Source organism: Azomonas macrocytogenes (genome assembly GCF_014191985.1).
GTDB classification, from domain to species: Bacteria; Pseudomonadota; Gammaproteobacteria; order Pseudomonadales; family Pseudomonadaceae; genus Azomonas; species Azomonas macrocytogenes.
Window position 1 is genome coordinate 69,860 of record NZ_JACHXI010000011.1, and the last position, 21,878, is coordinate 91,737.

General features: G+C 54.0%; 19 protein-coding genes. 9 read left to right on the forward strand and 10 right to left on the reverse strand.

What is annotated here, in order from left to right:
* Positions 1 to 5 precede the first annotated feature (5 nt).
* Positions 6 to 134, reverse strand: a complete 129-nt coding sequence (locus tag FHR87_RS19485) for a hypothetical protein (protein ID WP_275944077.1) — start codon at positions 132 to 134, stop codon at positions 6 to 8.
* A gap of 268 nt (positions 135 to 402) precedes the next feature.
* Here FHR87_RS19485 and FHR87_RS11655 point away from each other — a divergent pair, with 268 nt between their 5' ends.
* The 5 genes from FHR87_RS11655 (at position 403) to prpF (ending at position 7,218) form a co-directional block, all read left to right on the forward strand.
* Entirely contained in the window at positions 403 to 1,125 is a 723-nt protein-coding gene (locus tag FHR87_RS11655; RefSeq protein WP_183166900.1) for a GntR family transcriptional regulator, read from the forward strand.
* Positions 1,122 to 2,009 carry a methylisocitrate lyase gene (gene prpB / locus FHR87_RS11660; protein WP_183166901.1) on the forward strand — a complete coding sequence of 296 codons (888 nt, stop codon included), beginning with the start codon at positions 1,122 to 1,124 and terminating at the stop codon, positions 2,007 to 2,009. The genes FHR87_RS11655 and prpB overlap by 4 nt, the downstream gene beginning before the upstream one ends.
* A 76-nt stretch (positions 2,010 to 2,085) precedes the next feature.
* Complete coding sequence (gene prpC / locus FHR87_RS11665; RefSeq protein ID WP_183166902.1) at positions 2,086 to 3,213, forward strand: bifunctional 2-methylcitrate synthase/citrate synthase; 1,128 nt, start codon at positions 2,086 to 2,088, stop codon at positions 3,211 to 3,213.
* Between the two features lie 82 nt (positions 3,214 to 3,295).
* On the forward strand, positions 3,296 to 5,890 hold the full coding sequence (gene acnD, locus FHR87_RS11670) for a Fe/S-dependent 2-methylisocitrate dehydratase AcnD (RefSeq protein ID WP_183166903.1): 2,595 nt from the start codon (positions 3,296 to 3,298) through the stop codon (positions 5,888 to 5,890).
* 134 nt (positions 5,891 to 6,024) lie between these two features.
* Entirely contained in the window at positions 6,025 to 7,218 is a 1,194-nt protein-coding gene (gene prpF / locus FHR87_RS11675) for a 2-methylaconitate cis-trans isomerase PrpF (RefSeq protein WP_183166936.1), read from the forward strand.
* A 206-nt stretch (positions 7,219 to 7,424) separates the two neighbouring features.
* Here the strand turns inward: prpF and ppsR are convergent, their stop codons facing one another.
* On the reverse strand, positions 7,425 to 8,243 hold the full coding sequence (gene ppsR / locus FHR87_RS11680; protein ID WP_183166904.1) for a posphoenolpyruvate synthetase regulatory kinase/phosphorylase PpsR: 819 nt from the start codon (positions 8,241 to 8,243) through the stop codon (positions 7,425 to 7,427).
* 168 nt (positions 8,244 to 8,411) lie between these two features.
* Between ppsR and ppsA the strand changes: the two genes are divergently transcribed.
* Positions 8,412 to 10,781, forward strand: coding sequence for a phosphoenolpyruvate synthase (gene ppsA, locus FHR87_RS11685; RefSeq protein WP_183166905.1), 2,370 nt, complete (start codon positions 8,412 to 8,414; stop codon positions 10,779 to 10,781).
* A 107-nt stretch (positions 10,782 to 10,888) separates the two neighbouring features.
* Here the strand turns inward: ppsA and FHR87_RS11690 are convergent, their stop codons facing one another.
* Entirely contained in the window at positions 10,889 to 11,203 is a 315-nt protein-coding gene (locus FHR87_RS11690; protein ID WP_183166906.1) for an SCP2 sterol-binding domain-containing protein, read from the reverse strand.
* 160 nt (positions 11,204 to 11,363) lie between these two features.
* On the opposite strand from FHR87_RS11690, the gene sohB reads away from it, so the two are divergent.
* The gene (sohB, locus tag FHR87_RS11695) at positions 11,364 to 12,395 is read left to right on the forward strand and encodes a protease SohB (RefSeq protein ID WP_183166907.1); all 1,032 of its coding nucleotides are present in this window, start codon (positions 11,364 to 11,366) and stop codon (positions 12,393 to 12,395) included.
* Between the two features lie 61 nt (positions 12,396 to 12,456).
* On the opposite strand, the gene FHR87_RS11700 is transcribed toward sohB, so the two are convergent.
* The 5 genes from FHR87_RS11700 to FHR87_RS11720 all read right to left on the reverse strand — a co-directional run bounded on the left by FHR87_RS11700 (position 12,457) and on the right by FHR87_RS11720 (position 18,282).
* Positions 12,457 to 12,954 carry a DUF934 domain-containing protein gene (locus tag FHR87_RS11700; protein WP_183166908.1) on the reverse strand — a complete coding sequence of 166 codons (498 nt, stop codon included), beginning with the start codon at positions 12,952 to 12,954 and terminating at the stop codon, positions 12,457 to 12,459.
* On the reverse strand, positions 12,938 to 14,596 hold the full coding sequence (locus FHR87_RS11705; RefSeq protein WP_183166909.1) for a nitrite/sulfite reductase: 1,659 nt from the start codon (positions 14,594 to 14,596) through the stop codon (positions 12,938 to 12,940). The genes FHR87_RS11700 and FHR87_RS11705 overlap by 17 nt, the downstream gene beginning before the upstream one ends.
* 195 nt (positions 14,597 to 14,791) lie before the next feature.
* Complete coding sequence (locus tag FHR87_RS11710) at positions 14,792 to 16,099, reverse strand: leucine-rich repeat-containing protein kinase family protein (protein ID WP_183166910.1); 1,308 nt, start codon at positions 16,097 to 16,099, stop codon at positions 14,792 to 14,794.
* Positions 16,100 to 16,171: 72 nt separating this feature from the next.
* Entirely contained in the window at positions 16,172 to 17,203 is a 1,032-nt protein-coding gene (locus FHR87_RS11715) for an RNA methyltransferase (protein ID WP_183166911.1), read from the reverse strand.
* Between the two features lie 8 nt (positions 17,204 to 17,211).
* Positions 17,212 to 18,282 carry a DNA-binding protein gene (locus tag FHR87_RS11720; RefSeq protein WP_183166937.1) on the reverse strand — a complete coding sequence of 357 codons (1,071 nt, stop codon included), beginning with the start codon at positions 18,280 to 18,282 and terminating at the stop codon, positions 17,212 to 17,214.
* Between the two features lie 169 nt (positions 18,283 to 18,451).
* Here FHR87_RS11720 and FHR87_RS11725 point away from each other — a divergent pair, with 169 nt between their 5' ends.
* Positions 18,452 to 19,432, forward strand: coding sequence for a site-specific integrase (locus FHR87_RS11725; RefSeq protein WP_221189824.1), 981 nt, complete (start codon positions 18,452 to 18,454; stop codon positions 19,430 to 19,432).
* A gap of 118 nt (positions 19,433 to 19,550) precedes the next feature.
* Here FHR87_RS11725 and FHR87_RS11730 read toward each other — a convergent pair whose 3' ends face one another.
* A complete protein-coding gene (locus FHR87_RS11730) occupies positions 19,551 to 19,760 on the reverse strand; it encodes a DUF3079 domain-containing protein (RefSeq protein WP_183166913.1) in 210 nt (69 codons plus the stop codon).
* A 236-nt stretch (positions 19,761 to 19,996) separates the two neighbouring features.
* On the opposite strand from FHR87_RS11730, the gene FHR87_RS11735 reads away from it, so the two are divergent.
* Positions 19,997 to 20,155, forward strand: coding sequence for a DUF3309 family protein (locus FHR87_RS11735; protein ID WP_183166914.1), 159 nt, complete (start codon positions 19,997 to 19,999; stop codon positions 20,153 to 20,155).
* A gap of 277 nt (positions 20,156 to 20,432) precedes the next feature.
* Here the strand turns inward: FHR87_RS11735 and dbpA are convergent, their stop codons facing one another.
* Positions 20,433 to 21,821: an ATP-dependent RNA helicase DbpA gene (dbpA, locus tag FHR87_RS11740; RefSeq protein WP_183166915.1), complete on the reverse strand. Its 1,389-nt coding sequence runs from the start codon at positions 21,819 to 21,821 to the stop codon at positions 20,433 to 20,435.
* Positions 21,822 to 21,878: the final 57 nt, after the last annotated feature.

The following is a 21,878-nucleotide window of genomic DNA, read 5'->3' on the forward strand; positions in this document are numbered from 1 at the left end:
AAGGATCACTCGTCAGCGGTTGCAAGAGGGCCGCCGGGTTTGGCGAAGGTGTAGGCCAGGTCTGGATCGACCAGAACGTCGACATCGGTAAGCGCGTCGGAGCCTGAAAGCGATAAGAAGAGTGCAAGTCTCATAAGTCAGGTTTTTAAGAGCCGAGGGCCTTGGCTGGCTGGAGAAGAACTGCAGGTTGCCAGGCTGGCGGCGAGACGCATGTGCCCTATGGCGCAGGGCCGGCATTCTAGCACGCGGAACCGGGTGTCGCGACACGGCCCGATATTCTTCGATGGGTCACCTCTCAAGAAACTATTCCAGGATTATTGTCGACAATAGTCTAGGGTTGCATTGACTGTCCGATGTTTTGTGGCTAGTTTTTGCCCATATTTATTTTAAAGTGTCGACAATATGGATTCTGTAATCGAACAAGCCACCTTACTTCAGGAAGACGGCGGGACGCTGTCAGAACATGTCTTCCGTCAGATTCAGAGCGCTATCGTGCGTGGCGATATTCCGCCGGGAGCGAAGATTTCCGAGCCTGAATTGGCGCGAACCTATGGCATCAGTCGTGGCCCGCTGCGTGAGGCGATTCACCGCCTGGAAGGGCAGAAACTGCTGGTACGCATACCCCATGTAGGTGCACGAGTGGTTTCGCTAAGCCACGCGGAACTAATCGAGCTGTATGAGATTCGTGAATCCCTGGAAGGCATGGCCTGCCGATTGGCTGCCGAGCGTATGACGCCAGAGGAAATCGACGAGCTGCGCCGAGTACTGGACACTCATGAGCGCGACGCGGCCTTTCGTGCCGGGACCGGTTACTACCAACAGGAAGGCGATTTCGACTTTCATTACCGCATCATCCAGGGCAGTGGCAACGGTACGCTGGCCCGGATGCTCTGTAGCGAGCTGTATCAGTTGGTGCGTATGTACCGCATTCAGTACTCCACCACGCCCAACCGGCCACGCCAGGCCTTCAATGAACATCACCGAATTCTCGATGCCATCGCCGAGCACGACGGCGAGCTGGCGGAGCTGCTGATGCGCCGCCACATCGCCGCGTCCCGGCGCAATGTCGAACGCCAGCAGCAAAACCAGCAGAACAACACCACCACAACCCGAGGTGAAGTATGAGCAATACATCCGCAGGCCAACGTTTTCGCGATGCAGTGGCCACCGAGCATCCACTGCAAGTGGTTGGAGCCATCAATGCCAATCATGCCTTGCTGGCCAAACGCGCTGGCTTCAAGGCTATCTATCTGTCCGGTGGCGGCGTTGCGGCAGGTTCACTGGGGCTGCCGGATTTGGGAATTACCGGCCTGGATGATGTGCTGATCGATGTGCGGCGCATCACTGATATCTGCGACCTGCCGCTGCTGGTGGATGTCGATACCGGCTTTGGTTCCTCGGCCTTCAATGTGGCTCGTACCGTCAAAGCCATGCTCAAGTTCGGCGCAGCCGCTATTCACATCGAAGATCAGGTGGGTGCCAAGCGTTGTGGCCACCGCCCGAACAAGGAAATCGTCACCCAGCAGGAGATGGTCGATCGCATCAAGGCTGCCGTTGACGCCCGTACCGATGACAGCTTCGTGATCATGGCGCGTACCGATGCGCTGGCTGTGGAGGGGCTGCAATCGGCCATCGACCGTGCTTGCGTCTGTGTGGAGGCTGGCGCTGACATGATCTTCCCCGAGGCCATGACCGAGTTGAGCATGTACAAGGAATTCGCCGGCCTGGTGAAAGTGCCGGTACTGGCCAACATCACTGAGTTCGGCGCTACCCCGCTGTACACCACCGAAGAGTTGGCCGGCGCCGATGTCTCCCTGGTGCTGTATCCGTTGTCAGCGTTCCGCGCCATGAACAAGGCCGCCGAGAACGTGTACACGGCGATCCGTCGCGACGGCACCCAGAAGAATGTGATCGACACCATGCAGACCCGTACGGAGCTGTACGAGCGCATCAACTATCACGCTTTCGAGCAGCATTTGGATGCGCTGTTCGCCCAGAAAAAAGGCTGAGCCAGCCGCCCAGAAAAAATCCATAACAAGATGACTTACCGTTTCCGATAAAAAATCCAAAATGAGGAGCATTGCAATGGCAGAAGCAAAAGTATTGAGTGGTGCTGGTCTGCGCGGCCAGATTGCTGGCCAGACCTCCCTGTCTACCGTGGGCAAGGAAGGCGCTGGTCTGACCTATCGCGGCTATGATGTCCGCGAACTGGCCGCCGAAGCCCTCTTCGAAGAGGTCGCCTATCTGCTGTTCTATGGCGAGCTGCCCAATAGAGAACAACTCGCTGCCTATAAAAAGACCCTGCAAGAGTTACGCGATCTGCCGCAGGCTTTGAAGGACGTGCTGGAACGCATCCCGAAAGAAGCTCACCCCATGGATGTGATGCGTACCGGTACTTCCATGTTGGGCAACCTGGAGCCGGAACAGAGCTTCGCTGATCAACAGGCTGTAGCCAATCGCCTGCTGGCGGTGTTCCCGGCCATCATGACTTACTGGTACCGCTTTTCCCACGAGGGTGTGCGCATCAACTGTGTCAGCGACGAGGAAACCCTTGCCGGCCATTTCCTGGCTCTGCTGCATGGCGAAAAACCCAGTGAGCTGCATGTGAAGGTCATGAATGTCTCGCTGATTCTGTACGCCGAGCACGAGTTCAACGCTTCGACCTTCACCTCGCGGGTCTGCGCTTCCACCTTGTCTGATCTGTATTCTTGCGTGACCGGCGCTATCGGCTCCTTGCGTGGCCCGCTGCATGGCGGCGCCAACGAAGCCGCCATGGAGATGATCGCGCAGTGGCATTCACCGCAGGAGGCCGTCGAAGGCATCCTGGGCATGCTGGAGCGCAAGGACAAGATCATGGGCTTTGGCCACGCAATCTACCGTGATAGCGATCCACGTAACGAGGTCATCAAGGTCTGGTCGAAAAAATTGGCCGATGAAGTAGGCGATACCGTGCTGTATCCGGTTTCCGAAGCGGTGGACAAGACCATGTGGGAGCAGAAGGCACTGTTCCCCAACGCAGACTTCTACCACGCCTCGGCTTACCACTTCATGGGCATTCCCACCAAGCTGTTCACGCCGATTTTCGTTTGTTCGCGGGTGACCGGCTGGACCTCCCATGTGTTCGAGCAGCGTGCCCACAACCGCATTATCCGCCCCAGTGCGCAATACATCGGGGTTGAGCTGCGGCGCTACGTGCCCATCGCCCAACGCTGATCGGGAAGGGGGAGTCGCCATTCATGTAGCCATGGCACCCCCCGGCCTTATCCCTGACCATTACTCGCTAGAGTCGCTACTTATGAACACTGCAAACCGCAAACCTCTGCCTGGCACTTCGCTGGATTATTTCGACGCTCGTGCTGCGGTCGATACGATTCAGCCCGGCGCCTATGCCACGCTGCCGTATACCTCGCGCGTGCTGGCCGAAAATCTGGTACGCCGCTGTGACCCGGCGACACTGACCGATTCGCTCAAGCAACTCATCGAGCGCAAGCGTGACCTGGATTTCCCCTGGTTTCCGGCGCGTGTGGTGTGTCACGACATTCTCGGCCAGACCGCACTGGTCGACCTTGCCGGACTGCGTGATGCCATCGCCGAAAAAGGGGGTGACCCGTCACAGGTCAATCCAGTGGTACCGACCCAACTGATTGTTGACCACTCGCTGGCCGTCGAACACGGTGGCTTTGAGAAGGATGCCTTCGAGAAGAACCGCGCCATCGAGGACCGTCGCAATGAAGACCGTTTCCACTTCATCAACTGGACCAAGAAGGCGTTCAAGAACGTCGACGTGATTCCGCCGGGCAACGGCATCATGCACCAGATCAATCTGGAGCGTATGTCACCGGTGGTTCACGCACGTGATGGCGTGGCCTTCCCGGATACGCTGGTGGGTACTGACAGCCATACCCCGCATGTTGATGCCTTGGGCGTCTTCGCTATCGGCGTGGGGGGGCTGGAAGCCGAAAGCGTGATGCTGGGCCGCGCTTCCTGGATGCGCCTGCCCGATATCATCGGTGTGGAATTGACCGGCAAGCGTCAGCCCGGCATCACTGCCACCGATATCGTGCTGGCGCTGACCGAATTTTTGCGTAACGAGAAAGTGGTTTCCGCTTACCTTGAGTTTTACGGTGAAGGTGCAGCCGACCTGAGTCTGGGGGACCGTGCGACCATCTCCAATATGACGCCGGAATTTGGCGCGACTGCAGCGATGTTCTATATCGACCAACAGACCATCGACTACCTGACTTTGACTGGACGTGAGCCCGAGCAGGTCAAGCTGGTGGAAACCTATGCCAGGCAAACCGGCCTGTGGGCGGACAGCCTGGAGAATGCCGAGTATGAGCGCGTGCTGAGGTTCGACCTATCCACTGTCGTACGCAACATGGCTGGCCCGTCCAACCCGCACAAGCGTCTACCGACCTCCGATCTGGCGGTTCGTGGCATCGCAGGCAAATGGACGGAAGTTCCTGGTCAAATGCCTGATGGAGCCGTGATTATCGCTGCCATCACCAGCTGCACTAACACCAGCAATCCACGTAACGTGATTGCCGCGGGCCTGCTGGCGCGTAACGCAAATGCCCTTGGCCTGACCCGTAAGCCTTGGGTAAAAAGCTCGCTGGCTCCCGGCTCCAAGGTTGCTCAACTGTATCTGGAAGAAGCTGGCCTGCTACCCGAACTGGAAAAACTCGGCTTCGGTATCGTGGCCTTTGCCTGCACCACCTGTAACGGCATGAGTGGGGCACTAGACCCGGTTATCCAGCAGGAAGTCATCGACCGCGACCTATACGCCACTGCCGTGTTATCGGGTAACCGCAACTTCGACGGTCGTATTCACCCCTACGCCAAGCAGGCTTTCCTGGCCTCGCCGCCACTGGTCGTCGCCTACGCCATCGCTGGTACCATTCGTTTTGATATTGAAAAAGACGTACTGGGTGTCGACAAAAAGGGTAACCCAGTCACTCTGAAAGACATTTGGCCCAGCGACGAAGAGATCGATGCCATCGTCAAGGCAAGCGTCAAACCTGCGCAGTTCAATCAGGTCTATATCCCGATGTTCGCGGTATCTGAAGATAATGGCGAGAAGGTCAGTCCGCTGTACGACTGGCGCCCGCAGAGTACCTACATCCGCCATCCACCCTACTGGGAAGGGGCACTGGCTGGTGAGCGTACCCTCAGAGGCATGCGTCCTCTAGCGGTGCTGCCGGACAACATCACCACCGACCACTTGTCACCGTCCAACGCCATTCTGCTGGACAGTGCTGCCGGTGAGTATCTGGCCAGAATGGGGCTGCCGGAGGAGGACTTCAATTCCTACGCTACCCACCGTGGTGACCACCTGACTGCCCAGCGCGCCACCTTTGCCAACCCGCAATTGGTGAATGAAATGGCTGTGGTCAATGGCGAAGTTAAGAAAGGTTCGCTGGCGCGTGTCGAGCCGGAAGGCAAGGTGATACGCATGTGGGAAGCCATCGAAACCTACATGAACCGCAAGCAGCCCTTGATCATCATTGCCGGCGCCGACTACGGTCAGGGGTCTTCGCGTGACTGGGCGGCCAAGGGCGTGCGTCTGGCTGGCGTCGAGGCCATCGTGGCCGAAGGCTTCGAGCGCATCCACCGCACCAACCTGGTCGGTATGGGCGTGCTGCCGCTGGAATTCAAGCCGGGAATCAACCGCAAAACACTGGGCATTGACGGCACTGAAACCTTCGATGTGATCGGTGAACGTACGCCCCGCGCTACGCTGACGCTGCTCATTACCCGCAACAATGGTGAGTGTCTGGACGTGCCGGTGACTTGCCGTCTCGACACTGCCGAAGAAGTTTCCATCTATGAAGCCGGTGGCGTACTGCAGCGCTTTGCCCAGGATTTTCTCGAATCAGCAAGCGCTGGCTAATCGCCTGAGCATCGCCTCAGTGCATGGGCATCGAGGCGATAGCCAAGGATAAAGAGAATAAACCACGGCAGGTATCCATCGTACCGCTTGCGGTACAGGCAGGTACCGCTCAGCCTTATCAGGACAACATCTCCATGGCCCACGTACCTCAAATCAAGATTCCCGCCACCTATATACGGGGCGGTACGAGCAAAGGCGTATTCTTCCGTCTGCAAGACTTGCCCGAGGCCGCGCAGGTTCCGGGGGCGGTGCGTGATGCACTGCTGCTGCGTGTGATCGGTAGCCCCGACCCTTACGGCAAACAGATCGACGGTATGGGGGGAGCGACCTCCAGCACTAGCAAGACAGTCATCCTGGCGAAAAGCAGCCTGCCGAATCACGACGTCGATTACCTCTTCGGTCAGGTGTCCATCGACACGGCCTTTGTCGACTGGAGCGGCAATTGCGGTAATCTGTCGGCTGCAGTCGGCGCGTTCGCCATCAGCGGTGATCTGGTGGATGCCAGCCGCATTCCGCAGAACGGCATAGCTACCGTACGCATCTGGCAGGCCAATATTGGCAAGACCATCATCGCCCATGTGCCCATCACCAACGGCGCCGTACAGGAAACCGGCGACTTCGAGCTGGACGGTGTGACTTTCCCGGCGGCTGAAGTACTGCTCGAATTCCTTGACCCGGCTGACGAGGGGGACGGCGAGGGTGGCGGCGCGATGTTTCCGACTGGCAACCTGGTCGATGACCTCAATGTGCCAGGCATCGGTACGCTCAAGGCCACCCTGATCAACGCCGGCATCCCGACCATCTTTGTCAATGCCGAAGACATCGGCTACACCGGCACCGAGTTGCAGGATGCCATCAACGGCGACCCCAGAGCGCTGGCCAGGTTCGAAACCATCCGTGCCTACGGAGCGTTGCGCATGGGTTTGATCCGGAATGTCGATGAGGCGCTCAGGCGTCAGCATACCCCGAAGATAGCCTTCGTAAGCCAACCGAAGGCTTATACGGCTTCCAGTGGTAAATCGGTGACTACCGATGACACTGATCTGCTGGTGCGTGCTCTGTCCATGGGCAAACTGCACCACGCCATGATGGGTACCGCGGCGGTTGCCATCGGTACGGCCGCGGCCATTCCAGGGACGCTGGTCAACCTTGCTGCCGGTGGTGGCGAGCGTACGGCAGTGCGCTTCGGCCATCCGTCCGGCACTTTGCGCGTAGGAGCACAGGCCAAACGGGTCAACGGCGAATGGACAGTTACCAAAGCCATCATGAGTCGCAGTGCCCGCGTGTTGATGGAAGGCTGGGTGCGCGTACCCAGGGATGCTTTTTAAGCGCTTGAAGCTAGAACATGTACAGTCGATTGATTCAGGGTTATCTGTAATACAACCTAATTTATAACATCATAAACTGAATTGTTACTCCAATTCATGGAGTGCTTTAAGTAATAAGTAAAAAAGCCGGAATTTAAATAATCCCGGCTTTTTGAAATTTGAATTTCTGAATAAATCCAAGAGAATTAAAAGTAAAAAAAGCTGTCTCATTTGAACTTGCGTTCGACACCCATCTCGACAAGAATCTTGGCGGAAATTTCTTCGACGGAAAAATGGGTCGAATCGATGAAGTTGATATTTTCGCGGCGCAGCATTTTCTCAACTTCGCGAACTTCGAATTCGCATTGTGCAAAGCTGGAATAACGACTGTTTGGCTTGCGCTCGTTACGGATGGCAGCAAGACGGTCTGGGTCGATGGTCAACCCGAATAGTTTGTGCTTGTGCTTTTTCAGTGCGGCAGTAAGTTGCAGGTTTTCCATATCTTCTTCCGTCAGGGGATAGTTGGCTGCACGAATGCCGAATTGCATGGCCATATACAGGCATGTAGGGGTTTTGCCACAGCGGGAGACACCGATCAGGATCAGGTCGGCCTTGTCGTAATAGCGGGTACGGGCACCATCGTCGTTATCCAGCGCGAAATTGACCGCCTCGATGCGTTGCATGTAATTGGCATTATGGCTAATGGAATGCGATTTGCCGACGGAGTAGGAAGAGCGAGACTGAAACTCGTGTTCCAGAGGAGCCAGGAAGGATGAAAATATGTCAATCATGAAACCGTTGGACTTGGCCAGGATATCGCGGATTTCCTGGTTGACCAGCGTATCGAAAATGACTGGGCGAATTCCGTCGCTTTCAGCAGCAGCATTTATTTGCTGCACCATTGCGCGAGCCTTTTCAGGCGTATCGATATATGGCTTGGTCAGTTTGGTAAAAGTAATATTTTCAAATTGTGCAAGAAGACTTTGGCCCAGAGTTTCAGCCGTAATACCTGTTCCGTCGGATATGAAGAAAGCAGTTCGTTTCATTTTGTGTGCTGGCCCTGTAAATCGAAAATATGCTTCAACTGCTATGGTTGAATTCGTTTAAGCGTACTTCGATTTCCCGGCATTTTTAGTTTATTTATTTCGCTGGACCAGACTACAGCTGCGGGCATTGTTCCGTTCGAGTTTCCAAACATAACTGGAGAGATCACCTTGGTAGAGTACGTAGTTTCCCTCGATAAGCTCGGCGTCCATGATGTGGAGCACGTAGGGGGCAAGAACGCATCCCTTGGCGAGATGATCGGCAATTTGGCAGGCGCCGGTGTTTCCGTTCCCGGTGGTTTCGCCACGACAGCGCAGGCTTTTCGCGACTTTCTCGAACAAAGCGGTCTGAATCAGCAAATCCACGCGGCTCTCGATATTCTCGATGTGGATGATGTGACGGCGCTGGCCAAAACCGGTGCGCAGATTCGCCAGTGGGTGTTGGAAGCCGAACTTCCCGCCCAATTGGATAGCGATATCCGCCATTTCTTTGCCGCCTTGGCTGCCGGCCACGATAACCTTGCCGTAGCCGTTCGCTCTTCCGCTACGGCAGAAGATCTGCCGGACGCCTCTTTTGCCGGTCAGCAGGAAACGTTCCTCAATATTCGCGGCGTGGATAACGTCATCCTTGCGGTCAAGGAAGTGTTCGCTTCGTTATTCAATGACCGTGCGATTGCCTATCGTGTGCACCAGGGCTTCGATCACAAGCTGGTAGCGCTTTCTGCCGGCGTGCAGCGTATGGTCCGCTCGGAAACGGGAACTGCCGGCGTCATGTTCACGCTGGATACCGAATCCGGATTCCGTGATGTGGTTTTCATTACGGGTGCCTACGGCCTTGGCGAGACGGTCGTGCAGGGAGCCGTCAATCCTGACGAGTTTTATGTGCATAAACCCACTCTCGAAGCGGGACGCCCGGCAATTCTGCGGCGCAATCTGGGCAGCAAGGCGATCAAGATGATCTATGGGGACGAGGCCAAGGCCGGCAAGTCGGTCAAGACTGTTCAGGTCGAGGCCGCAGATCGTGCGCGTTTTGCCTTGTCCGATGCCGAAGTTCTGGAACTGGCCAAGCAAGCGTTGATCATCGAGAAGCATTACGAGCGTCCGATGGACATCGAATGGGCCAAGGATGGTGACGACGGCAAGCTTTATGTTGTCCAGGCTCGCCCGGAAACCGTGAAAAGCCGTACCAGCGGCAACGTCATGGAGCGTTACCTGCTCAAGGAAAAAGGGAAAGTCCTGGTCGAGGGACGCGCCATTGGCCAGCGTATTGGCGCCGGTCCGGTCAGAGTAATCCACGATGTTTCCGAAATGGATAAGGTTCAACCCGGCGATGTGCTGGTTTCCGATATGACCGATCCGGACTGGGAACCAGTGATGAAGCGTGCCAGCGCCATTGTCACCAATCGTGGCGGTCGTACTTGTCATGCGGCAATCATTGCGCGCGAGTTGGGCATTCCCGCAGTCGTCGGTTGTGGCAATGCCACCGATGTTTTGAAAGATGGCCTGCGTGTCACCGTGTCTTGTGCCGAGGGCGATACGGGGTTCATCTTCGAGGGCGAACTGGGCTTCGATATCCGGCAAAACTCGATCGATGCCATGCCGGATCTTCCCTTCAAGATCATGATGAACGTCGGCAACCCCGACCGTGCTTTCGATTTCGCGAATTTGCCGAATGAAGGCGTGGGGCTTGCTCGCCTGGAGTTCATCATCAACCGGATGATCGGTGTGCATCCCAAGGCATTGCTGAATTTCGACAGCCTGCCCCCCGAAATCAAGGGCAGCGTTGAGAAACGTATCGCCGGTTATTCAAGTCCGGTCGACTTTTACATCGAGAAGCTGGTCGAAGGGGTCAGTACCCTGGCAGCGGCATTCTGGCCCAAGAAAGTCATTGTGCGTCTGTCGGACTTCAAATCCAACGAATACGCCAACCTGATCGGCGGCAAGCTGTATGAGCCGGAAGAAGAAAACCCGATGCTGGGGTTCCGTGGTGCTTCCCGCTACATCAGTGATTCGTTCCGTGATTGTTTCGAGCTGGAATGTCTGGCCATGAAGAAAGTCCGCAATGTCATGGGATTGACCAACGTAGAACTCATGGTTCCCTTTGTGCGCACCCCGGGCGAGGCGGCGCAAGTAATCGAGTTACTGGCTGCCTATGGTCTCAAGCGAGGCGAAAATGGCCTGCGCGTGATCATGATGTGCGAGCTGCCATCCAACGCATTGCTGGCAGATGAGTTTCTTGAATTCTTTGATGGATTCTCTATCGGTTCCAACGACATGACCCAGCTTACACTGGGGTTGGATCGAGATTCGGGAATCATTGCCCATCTGTTCGATGAGCGTAATCCTGCAGTCAAAAAAATGCTCAGCAGTGCCATTCAGGCCTGCCGTAAGGCGGGTAAATATGTTGGTATTTGTGGCCAGGGACCTTCGGATCATCCCGACCTCGCCAAGTGGCTGATGGAGGAGGGTATCGATAGCGTGTCGCTGAACCCGGACTCCGTTCTGGATACGTGGTTTTTCCTGGCGGAATCCAAGCTCTGATGTGATCGAATGTAGCTAACAGTAAAGAAAGGGCGAGGATTCGCCCTTTCTTTTTGATTGCAGATTTCTCTTCTTCTCGGGCCAAAGTCAAGCCTGTGACGGTGATTTCAAGAGGGGAAAAGCTCGCTGAGTTTCATCGCCAACATCATGTTTCCTTCTGTACGCAGCCTGCCGGACATGAATGCCTGCATGCCACTGGTTTCGCCACTCATGATTTCCTTTACCGTTTTCTTATCCATGATCAGCGTGACATCTGCCTCGGCATGCTCGCCAGGCTGAAGGTCGCAACTGCCATTCTTGATAATGACATGATAATTCTCGGCATCAGTGATATTGAATTGAAAAACCAGATCCAGGCCGGCAGCTGCACTTGGATCGAATCTGGACTGCATGATTTTTAGTGTCTCGCCGACGTTACTCATGACGTATCCTTGGTTACTGGCTTGATAAATAATTATGGGCTGGAGCGTTTTTTCGAGAGTATGGAGATCGCGATTACCTGTCAATCGAAGACCAAACGTACGTTTGAAATGCTTGTTTACTCTAAAATAAGGATGATCTTTTCGATCTTCAGGAGGGGATGTGGAGTTTCTAGGTGACTACGCAGTTTTTTTAGCAAAAGTATCTACAGTGGTAATTGCTGTCATCATCGTGTTGGTCACTATTGTTGTGCTGCGTCGTGATCGCGGACGGCAGAATAATCGGCATCTGGAGGTCCATAAACTCAACGACTCTTACAAAATGCTGCGCGAAAAACTGGAACAGGCGCTTCTGGAAAAAGATGAGCTCAAGGCTTTACGTAAAGCCGAGGCCAAAGTGGTCAAGCGAGCAAAGAAGCAGGAAAAGACCGAACCCAAGTCACGACTTTTCGTCTTGAATTTCGATGGAGATATCAGAGCTTCGGCTGTAGAAAGCCTGCGCCATGAAATAACCGCCCTGCTGACCATCGCCAAGCCTTCGGATGAAGTCGTACTACGCTTGGAGAGTGGCGGTGGGATGGTACATGCCTATGGCCTGGCTGCCTCGCAGTTGGTACGTATCCGCCAAGCCGGTATCCCCTTGACTGTCTGTGTCGATAAAGTTGCAGCGAGTGGCGGCTACATGATGGCTTGTATCGGCGACAGGATACTTGCAGCACCTTTCGCTATCCTCGGTTCCATTGGTGTGGTAGCACAGCTGCCTAATTTGAACCGGCTTCTGAAAAAACATAACGTGGACTACGAGGTTCTTACGGCCGGTGAGTACAAACGTACCCTGACTATATTTGGAGAAAATACGGAAAAAGGCCGGGAGAAATTCCAGGAAGATCTGGAAATGACTCATCGTTTATTCAAGGATTTTGTTGCCAGTTACCGTTCCCAATTGAATATCGAGGAAGTCGCTACAGGCGAGATATGGCTGGGAACGACAGCTCTCAATAAAAAACTGGTCGATGAACTCATGACTAGTGACGAATACCTGGCCAAGCGTGCGACCGATGCTGAGCTTTTCCAGCTGCACTATATCGAGAAAAAAAGTTTGCCGGAGCGCTTTGGCATGGCATTTGGCAATGTGCTGGAAAAAGGCTTGCTCAAGGGACTGACAAGGTTGAATGAGCAAAAATTCTGGCAGTGACCAAGCTAAGGTACGAAGTGTTTGTTCTAGCCAAACGCTTCGTACCGTTGGCCAATGTGATTTATCGACGACGGAACAAGGGTAGCGGCTGATCAGCTGCAGCCTGGTAGGCAACGCTGAAATCCTTCAACCCGGCAAGAGCCGCTTGCGGATCCCGGTCGGGACGAACGGCAAATGCATCGAAGCCACAACGCTGCATAAAAAACAACTGGTCTTGAAGGACATCACCAATCGCGCGAATTTCGCCTTTGTAGGCGTAGCGATCCCTTAGCAGGCGTGCAGTGGAATAGTGTCGCCCATCGGTAAAGGCGGGGAAATTCAGTGCAATCACCTGGAACAGAGGGAGGCTATCCGGCGCAATGCTTTCGATCTCCTCATCGCTTTCCAGCCATACACCAAGCCCACCGTCCCGTGCCTTGAGTGCATGCTCATGCTCCAGCCAAAGTGCTAGCGGAACGATGATATCGTCGCTATTGGGCAGAACGTCCAAGGTTGCATCCTTTGGCATCAAGTGCCAGGACTCCTGCACCAACTGTCCATTTTTAATTATTTGCTGCATAAACCCGCTCCTTGAAAGGGGCGATACCGATCCGGCGGAAAGTGTCGACAAAGGTTTCTTCCTCGGTACGAGTTTCGACATAGACCTGAATTATCTTGCTGATAACCTCGGGCATTTCATCCTGGGCGAAGGAGGGGCCGAGAATTTGCCCCAGGCTGGCGTCCCGACTGGAGCTACCACCCAGTGATATCTGATAGAACTCTTCTCCTTTCTTGTCGACACCAAGGATGCCGATATGGCCGACATGGTGGTGACCACAAGCGTTCATGCAGCCGGAGATGTTCAAATCGATTTCACCGATATCGAACAGATAGTCCAGATCGTCGAAACGGCGCTGGATTGCCTCGGCGACCGGAATCGACTTGGCATTTGCCAGGGAGCAGTAATCACCGCCTGGGCAGCAGATGATATCGGTCAGCAGGCCGATGTTAGGTGTGGCGAAGCCCTGTTCACGCAGCTCCTGCCAGAGCGCAAAAAGTTGTGACTGCTCGACATCGGCAAGAATCATATTCTGATTATGGCTGTTGCGAACTTCGCCAAAGCTATAGCGATCAGCTAGATCAGCGATTGCCTCGAGCTGTTTATCGGTCACATCGCCTGGTGCGGTTCCCGTTGGTTTCAAAGATAGTGTTATCGCAACGTAACCCGGTTTTTTGTGGGCAAAGACATTACGTGAACGCCAGCGAGCAAAGCCGGGGTTTTCAGCATCCAGGCGGGTGAGGGTAGCGCTGTCGTCTTCCAGTGATTTATAGGGCGGGTCGACGAAATATTGCGAAACCCGCTCTATTTCGGCTTCAGTCAAAGTCGTGGGGCCATCTTTCAAATAAGCCCACTCGGCATTGACACGCTCGGCGAAGACCTCAGGAGTCAGTGCTTTTACCAGGATCTTGATGCGAGCCTTGAATTTATTATCCCGGCGTCCATAACGGTTATAGACGCGCAGGATGGCATCCAGATAGCTAAGCAGATGTTGCCAGGGCAGGAACTCATTGATGCGGCTACCGACAATCGGAGTACGGCCAAGGCCGCCACCGACCGAGACACGGAAACCCAGCTCGCCAGCGGCGTTTTTGACTGCTTCCAGGCCTATATCGTGTACTTCAGTGGCGGCTCGATCACTTACGGCACCATTGATGGCGATCTTGAATTTCCGCGGCAGAAAGGCGAACTCTGGGTGAAAAGTCGACCACTGACGGATGATTTCGCACCACGGGCGCGGGTCGACAAGCTCGTCATGAGCCACGCCGGCAAACTGGTCGGTAGTCGTGTTACGGATACAATTACCGCTGGTCTGGATTGCATGCATCTGTACCGTTGCCAGTTCGGCAAGAATCTCAGGTACATCTTCCAGATCCGGCCAGTTGAACTGTACGTTTTGCCGGGTGCTGATATGGGCATAACCTTTATCGTAGTCCCTGGCAATCTGTGCCAGTTTGCGAACCTGGGACGAGGAAAGCAAACCATAAGGAACGGCTACACGCAGCATGGGCGCATAGCGCTGGATATAAAGGCCATTCTGCAGCCGCAGGGGACGAAACTCTTCTTCTAGCAACTCTCCTGCAAGGTAGCGGCGGGTCTGATCGCGGAATTGCTTGACGCGTTCATCCACGATTTGCTGGTCATATTGGTCGTATAAGTACATGAATCATCTCATCAGGCATGGCCTGACCAGGCAAGGTCACGGCATATGGAGAATAATACGCGTTAGACCACTTTCGTGATACCGACAAGCCTTCATATGCAAATGACGAATTTGCATAGTTAATTTATAACATCATAAATTAACTGAGAAAATTACTTACCCAAACCTTCTAAAAAAAGAACTCACCTCGCTTCGCTAAAAACCATCGAGACAAGCAGATAACGTTGCGAAATCCGGACGTTGCATCGTCGGTATGTGGAAACATTCAGCTTGCAGCTGCCGCATGCGTTGCTGTTTCGCTGGCTGATCCTGCGGTGCAATGCGTTCAAGCAATTCTTCCAGAAGACAGCCGAATGCACGGGTCTCGATGCGCTGTAGTGCAGCACTAGTCGAGCCAGAAGCTGCGAAAAAGGATGCTGCACCGAAATCACTCAGCAAGCATTTACCATATTCGTCGACCAATAGATTATGGGCATAAAGGTCGCCATGCAGGATGCCACTCCGGTGCAAATGCTTTAGTACCGAAGCAACTCCTCGGACAATATTCAGTACTTGCTCGAAGCTGAAGCCTTGGCCTTCGGCGTAGCAATCGCGTGTACAGCTGGCTAGAGAAGGCGGGGCGGCAAGCACTTTAAAAGCTGGATCGATCAACTCCATCAAGAGGCCAGGGGCAGTATTGATTTCATCTTCAAGCGGGCCGACAACCTGGATCAGGTTGTGGTGATCACCAGCAGCGATACAAGCAGCCATTTCACTATGCGGAAGACCATCGCTGGTCACACTACCTTTGAACAGCTTGGCCGCCATCGGTCGCGCCGCAGTTTTCCAGTTTGCGCGCCGAATGATCCCGGAAGCTCCCTGGCCAAGAATTTCACCCAGTTCGATACTATCGCGCGCAATGGGTGGTATAGGATGCTGGGCCAGTGTTCGAGCCTCATTGGTATCGCTGAACGGATTGCCAGCAAAGGCCAGCCAGGATAAACGCGGCAGTTCAAGCAACCACCCAGGAAGACTTTCCAATCTGTTGGCAGCGATACGAAGCAACTCAAGGTTGTGGCAGGCCTCCATGCTCTGTGGCAGGAAATGTAGTTGATTACCGGCCAGCATCAGCTTTTGTAGGCGTGAGCAATTGCCCAGATCTTCTGGCAAATCCTGCAATTGATTGTCGGTAAGAATCAGCCAGCGTAACGCTGGGGACAAGGCTGCAGCTGGCAAATGATTGATCCGATTGGCTTTGAAACCAACCATTTCCAGGTTCGAGCATTCACCGAGTACTTCGGGAACCTCGGTAAACGGGTTATTCGAGCAGAATAAAATACGCAGTTTGTGTAAACGCGAGAGATTGGCAGGCAGGCTCTGAAGCTGGTTGCCTGATAGATTCAGCACTTCCAACGTGTCGGAAAGCGCGAAAATTTCCTCAGGAAATTCAGTCAATCCAGCAGATAAATCAAGTCGTGTGGCGCCAGCCAGTTCACCGCGCCGCAGTTGTTCCAATGTATGCATGTATGGGCCGTTCCGTTGGCATGCGTACTGTCATCAAGCAAGACCGTACCAAAGGATAAAGTAAAGAAATAATCAGGCACTGTGACTGGTCATTTGCCTTGGGCGTTCCCCGCGTGCCCTCAGTTGCCCGCAGCCACCATCGATATCCTGGCCTGCAGAGTTACGTACCTTGGTCAATACGCCACGGCTGTGCAGGTAACGCACTATCTCGACAATACGCTCACCCTTTGGACGCTGATAGTCATCGATATCCAGACTGTTATATGGAATCAGATTCATGACCGCGTATTTACCCTTAATCAGTCGCAAGATACCGTCCATTTCTTCCTGGCTATCGTTGATTCCCGCGAGCAGCGTCCACTGATACTGGATGGGATGGCCAACCTGGCGGGCATAGGCTTCGCCAAGCTCGACCAGTTCTTTGGGGTCGATGCGTGGTGCGTTCGGTAGCAATTGCTGCCGCAAATCGGCACAGGTGGTGTGTAGAGACAACGCAAGGGCCGGCTTTATTCGTTCGCGGGGTAGACGCTCGAATACGCGTCTGTCGCCTACCGTGGAAAACACCAGATTCTTGTGGCCGATGCCGCCAATGTCACCAAGCAGATTCATGGCTTCTATCAGATTGTCGAGGTTATGCGCCGGTTCGCCCATACCCATGAATACGACTTTTCTTACTGGGCGGAAACGTCGAGCCAGTGCAACCTGGGCAACTATTTCGGCACTGCCCAACTGGCGTAATAAGCCGCTTTTTCCTGTCATGCAGAATACGCACCCCACAGCACAACCGACCTGGCTCGAAACGCAGAGGCCATCACGTGGTAGCAATACACTTTCCACTATCTGCCCATCGTGCAGTTCCACCAAAAGGCGAGCTGAACCATCGGTTCCCGGATGCTCGGCGCGCAGCTTTGCCAGCTTGGCAAGCTCTTGCGACAGTTGGGGAATGGCTGTTCGGACACTTAACGGCAAAAAATTCTGCGCCTGCTGATAGCGAGTGCCGGTATCGAGCGGCCAGCCCTGCAACCAGGCACGGCTGATTCGCCGGATATGACACGTCTTGGCACCGCATTCGGCCAGGCGCCTGTTGATTTCAGTGACTCGCATAAAGCTCCTTATATGGCTCCAGGCAGAGCAGGCGGATTGTCTTTGGCTCTTTTCAACTCGTCCAGCGCATGAGCAGTCTTGGCCAGATCCTCATGCGCAACCTGTAGCTGGTCGGCTTGCTTCTGCAGGGTTTTGTTTGCTCTGGCAACTGCTTCTTCCAACCCCAGAACTTGCTTTTCCAGTACGCTTTTTGCTCCAACAGCCTCACTGAAGTGCGCTATATCAGCCTGCAGGGTTTTCAGGCGAGATTCGAGTGCTTCCTTGGTTCCCTGCGATTGGGCAATGCGAGTATTTAGCCCGGCAATTTCCAGTTGCTGCCGTTCCATCTGTCGCTGCTGTTCCTGCCGTTCGCTGGATAATTGCCGCGCTTCAGTAAGCAGGCGTTCATTATCCCTATTCAGCCTGGTCAATTCGTCCTGTTTGACGATGGTTGCCTGTTGCAGCTGACGGATATCCATCTGTAGCTGCTGTATTTGGGTTTCATGTCGACGTTGTTCTTGTTCACGCTGCTCTTTACTGGCCTGGCGATAATGTTCAAGAGCAGCACGAGCATGCTCGTGCTTTTCTTCCAACGAGAGTATTTGAGTGTCCTTTTCACTCAAACGTGTTTTCTGCTCCTCGACAAGCTGTTGCAATCGAGCTCTTTCAAGATCGGTCCCATGCAACTGTTCTTGGGTTTTTTCTTGTAATCGACGAATTTCCAGCAATTCGTGCGAAACCGTATCGCTTTGTTTTTCCAGTTGACCGATACGTTCCTGAGCCAGACAAAGCTTGTTTTCATAACCTGTTCGTTCTTGGGTCAGCTTCTCTCGCTCCTGGGCAACAGATTCCTGTGCCTCCTGCTCCAGTGTCTCAGCCAGATGCGCTACCAAGTTGGCCAGTTGCTCGCTTAAAGGCAGGGTGGGGCTTTCTCTGCCATCTATTGCATCCAACTCCTTCAAATATCGGTGAATTGTCGTTTTCGAGCCGGTATTTCCCAATTCGATACGAATGGCATCGATACTAGGTTTTTCCCCTCTCGCGAGAATTGCCTGGCGAGCTTTTTTCACTAAAACCTTGTTGATTCCACCACGTGCCATCACAAACCCCATACGATTCAATACTGTATTACGTACAACGTAATTACGTACTAATTATGCATGAAATTTAAAGAAAATATTGAAATATCTGATACGAAATAATCGAGTATTATTTGGTTTTATAAGTAGCAAATGGCCGCTCAGCGGTTCTTTTCGTACGCAAAGGGCAATGTCAGCGATGAAAGATATCGAGCACTATTTGCAGGCCGGCACACGGGAGAACACCCGGCGCAGCTACCAGTCAGCCATCGAGCACTTTGAAATAACTTGGGGTGGTTTTCTGCCAGCAACCAGTGACAGCGTCGTGCGTTATCTGGTCGACTACGCAGGCACACTGACCATAAGTACTCTCAAGCAGCGTTTAGCAGCACTTGCCCAATGGCATGTCAGTCAGGGTTTCCCTGATCCCACCAAGACGCCGGTCGTCAAACAGGTGCTCAAAGGTATCCGTGCCTTACACCCCTCTCAGGCAAAACAGGCCGCGCCGTTGCAGTTGCAGCATCTGGAACAGGCTACCCAATGGCTGAACCAAGAGGCGGAGAGGGCACAACACGACAGTGACCTGGCGGGTTTACTGCGCAGCCGACGTAACACGGCTTTGCTCTTGATCGGTTTTTGGCGGGGCTTTCGCAGCGACGAACTGTGCCGTCTACAAGTCGAGCACATTCAGGCCGAAGCTGGCGCTGGCATGGCTCTTTTTCTCCCTCGCACGAAAGGCGACCGCGATTTTCTCGGCACCACCTATCATGCCCCGGCGCTGAAACGGCTGTGCCCGGTACAGGCTTATCTGGACTGGATCAGCGTGGCAGGTTTCACCCAAGGTCCGGTCTTCCGTCGACTCGATCGCTGGGGAAATCTCAGCGACACCGGCTTGTATCCTGGGAGCCTGATCGCCGTACTCAGGCAGATCCTGCAATGCGCGGGTATTTCTGCCGAGCTATACACCAGTCACTCGCTACGCCGCGGCTTCGCAAGCTGGGCTACAGCCAATGGCTGGGATATCAAAGCCCTGATGAGTTACGTGGGGTGGAAGGATATCAAATCAGCAATGCGTTACATTGACCCGACCACCTCCTTTGGTGGTCTAGCGGCCAAGCCAGCCCTTGAACCCAATACCAGCACCTTGGTGCCGTTACCGGGCTCTCGCTGAAATGCCTATGACAGGCGTGGTGCTGCACTACATGGCATATGCCAGGACGGCACTAACCACCCAATTGACAGTCCCGTTTACTCCAGTACAGCAAGCCTGCTTTTATACCAGTGATGGATCAGTGCGAGTTCTCCGGCGGCTTTTTCTGTGCAGGAGGGTCGATACCCCAATCTCCGAAGGTATACCAATCTTCTCCGAGCATTTCGGCCGGGTGCATCGTTCGGTCGGCACCATTTCCACAAGCCAAGGAATTTGCTGGACAGTACCTATCGCAACCCCAGCAAATTCGCTCAGGATGCTTGGGGTTCAAGGGAAATTTTTTTGTCATTCTTGATGCCCTGGGAAAAATGCGGCAGTAAATATCGGGCTATTTAGTCATAAAAATACAAACAAGGCGATAGACCAAAGCTCGACACGCTCATATACACGCTATGAGAGAACCGGCACCCTCAAAACTAATTCAATTCAAAATTGGATTTTTTTGGATCTGCGGAGTCTTTATAAAAGGAAGTACTTTACAAGTATCTTTATTTTCTAGTGCGAAGTATAACAAGGGGGATAATTATGTCTCTTACAACTATTTTACTTCTTGTTCTAATCGTTCTACTTATTGGCGGCCTGCCAGTATTTCCTCACTCGCGTAACTGGGGGTATGGTCCTTCTGGCATTCTTGGCGCTATTTTGATCGTGGTTTTAGTTTTGGTCCTATTGGGTATTATTTAAATTCATATCAACGTGCCCAGTGCCAATTGCAGTTCCTGCTTCGCCAGGTGTTCTTGATAGGGCACCTGAAGATCCGGTTCTCAGTTGGCGGGCCATCTCGTCTGACAACTTGAGGAGGCCATTCTGGAGGGTGCCGGCAACTCCTCCAGAGCCAAAACTCGCCCACACCGGCACGGTTATCCAAGCGATCGAGCATCACAACCTTTTATAAGGTCTGTCAAAATCACTCTTCCATTTCATAAGGAAGGATGGCTAGAGCATCTCTTATTATATCGGCTTACATTACCTGAATGATGCGGACTTTAAGTGCACGTCCTTTGATCTTGCCTTCGCTGAGACGCTTCAATGCCTGCCGGGCGATATTGCGCTCGACAGCAACGAGGGCCTGGAAATCGAAGATACTGATCTTGCCAACCTGGCTACCAGCAATACCGGCCTCACCGGTCAGGGCGCCGAGAATGTCACCGGGGCGTAACTTGTCCTTGCGACCGGCGGCAATACTTAGGGTCGTCATGGGAGGCAATAAGGGTTCCGATTCATGGATTTTCAGGGAATCCAATTCGAGCCAATTCAGCGGTGCTTGCTGCAGTTTCTCGATGGCCTGGGCGCGGCAGGCTTCAGCAGGTGCGACTAGCGAGAGTGCCAAGCCTTTTTCACCGGCCCGTCCACTCCGGCCAATACGGTGGATATGCACTTGCGAATCGCGCGCCAGTTCGACATTGATCACTGCTTCCAGCCCCGCGATGTCCAACCCGCGCGCGGCTACATCAGTAGCGACCAAGACGCTGAGGCTACGGTTGGCGAACATCGCGAGAACCTGATCGCGGTCGCGCTGTTCCAGATCACCATGCAGCGCCTGGGCATGAATACCCTGCATTTGCAGATGTTCGAGCAACTCCTGGCACTGTTGGCGGGTATGGCAAAAGGCGATGCAGGACTGCGGACGGAAATGCCCGAGCAAGCGCAGCACGGCATCCATGCGCAGCTGTGGTTCTATCTCGTAGAAACGCTGTTCGATCTGGCTTTCGTCATGCAGTGACTCCACCTGTATTTGCTGCGGACTTTTCATGAAAGTTGCCGCTAACTGCTCGATACCCCTGGGGTAAGTGGCGGAGAACAGCAACGTCTGCCGCGAGACTGGAGCCTGCCCAATGATTTCGGCGATGCTGTCATAAAACCCCATATCAAGCATGCGGTCGGCTTCATCGAGGATCAGTTGATTGAGGCTGTCGAGCTTGAGGCTGCCCTTGCGCAGATGCTCTTGTACCCGCCCGGGCGTGCCGACAATAACGTGGGCGCCATGCTCCAACGAACCGATTTGCGGACCGAAAGGAACGCCGCCGCAGAGTGTCAACACTTTGATGTTATTCATGGCGCGAGCCAACCGGCGTACCTCCTTGGCTACCTGATCGGCCAGCTCGCGAGTAGGGCAGAGGACCAGTGCCTGGCAGCCGAAATGACGGGGGTTCAGCGGTTCCAGCAGACCAATGCCAAAAGCCGCAGTTTTGCCGCTACCAGTCTTGGCCTGAGCGATCAGGTCCTGGCCGCGCAGAATGACCGGCAGGCTATGAGCCTGGATTGGCGTCATGGCCTGGTAGCCGAGGGCCTTCAGGTTGGTCTGCATGGCAGCGGAAAGGGATAGGGTGGAAAAAGCGGTACTGGTCAAGGAGTGGGCCTGGGAAAGCGGAAACGGCGAATAGTCTAACAGGCAGTACAGAGCACA

Excerpts from the sequence above, each read along its gene's own strand:
- FHR87_RS19485 (WP_275944077.1), bottom strand. The coding sequence starts at position 134 with ATGAGACTTGCACTCTTCTTATCGCTTTCAGGCTCCGACGCGCTTACC.
- FHR87_RS11715 (WP_183166911.1), bottom strand. The coding sequence starts at position 17,203 with ATGCGAGTCACTGAAATCAACAGGCGCCTGGCCGAATGCGGTGCCAAG.
- FHR87_RS11690 (WP_183166906.1), bottom strand. The coding sequence starts at position 11,203 with ATGAGTAACGTCGGCGAGACACTAAAAATCATGCAGTCCAGATTCGAT.
- FHR87_RS11735 (WP_183166914.1), top strand. The coding sequence starts at position 19,997 with ATGTCTCTTACAACTATTTTACTTCTTGTTCTAATCGTTCTACTTATT.
- FHR87_RS11730 (WP_183166913.1), bottom strand. The coding sequence starts at position 19,760 with ATGACAAAAAAATTTCCCTTGAACCCCAAGCATCCTGAGCGAATTTGC.
- FHR87_RS11705 (WP_183166909.1), bottom strand. The coding sequence starts at position 14,596 with ATGTACTTATACGACCAATATGACCAGCAAATCGTGGATGAACGCGTC.
- FHR87_RS11700 (WP_183166908.1), bottom strand. The coding sequence starts at position 12,954 with ATGCAGCAAATAATTAAAAATGGACAGTTGGTGCAGGAGTCCTGGCAC.
- FHR87_RS11725 (WP_221189824.1), top strand. The coding sequence starts at position 18,452 with ATGTCAGCGATGAAAGATATCGAGCACTATTTGCAGGCCGGCACACGG.
- FHR87_RS11655 (WP_183166900.1), top strand. The coding sequence starts at position 403 with ATGGATTCTGTAATCGAACAAGCCACCTTACTTCAGGAAGACGGCGGG.
- acnD (WP_183166903.1), top strand. The coding sequence starts at position 3,296 with ATGAACACTGCAAACCGCAAACCTCTGCCTGGCACTTCGCTGGATTAT.
- prpF (WP_183166936.1), top strand. The coding sequence starts at position 6,025 with ATGGCCCACGTACCTCAAATCAAGATTCCCGCCACCTATATACGGGGC.
- prpC (WP_183166902.1), top strand. The coding sequence starts at position 2,086 with ATGGCAGAAGCAAAAGTATTGAGTGGTGCTGGTCTGCGCGGCCAGATT.
- FHR87_RS11710 (WP_183166910.1), bottom strand. The coding sequence starts at position 16,099 with ATGCATACATTGGAACAACTGCGGCGCGGTGAACTGGCTGGCGCCACA.
- prpB (WP_183166901.1), top strand. The coding sequence starts at position 1,122 with ATGAGCAATACATCCGCAGGCCAACGTTTTCGCGATGCAGTGGCCACC.
- FHR87_RS11720 (WP_183166937.1), bottom strand. The coding sequence starts at position 18,282 with ATGGCACGTGGTGGAATCAACAAGGTTTTAGTGAAAAAAGCTCGCCAG.
- ppsR (WP_183166904.1), bottom strand. The coding sequence starts at position 8,243 with ATGAAACGAACTGCTTTCTTCATATCCGACGGAACAGGTATTACGGCT.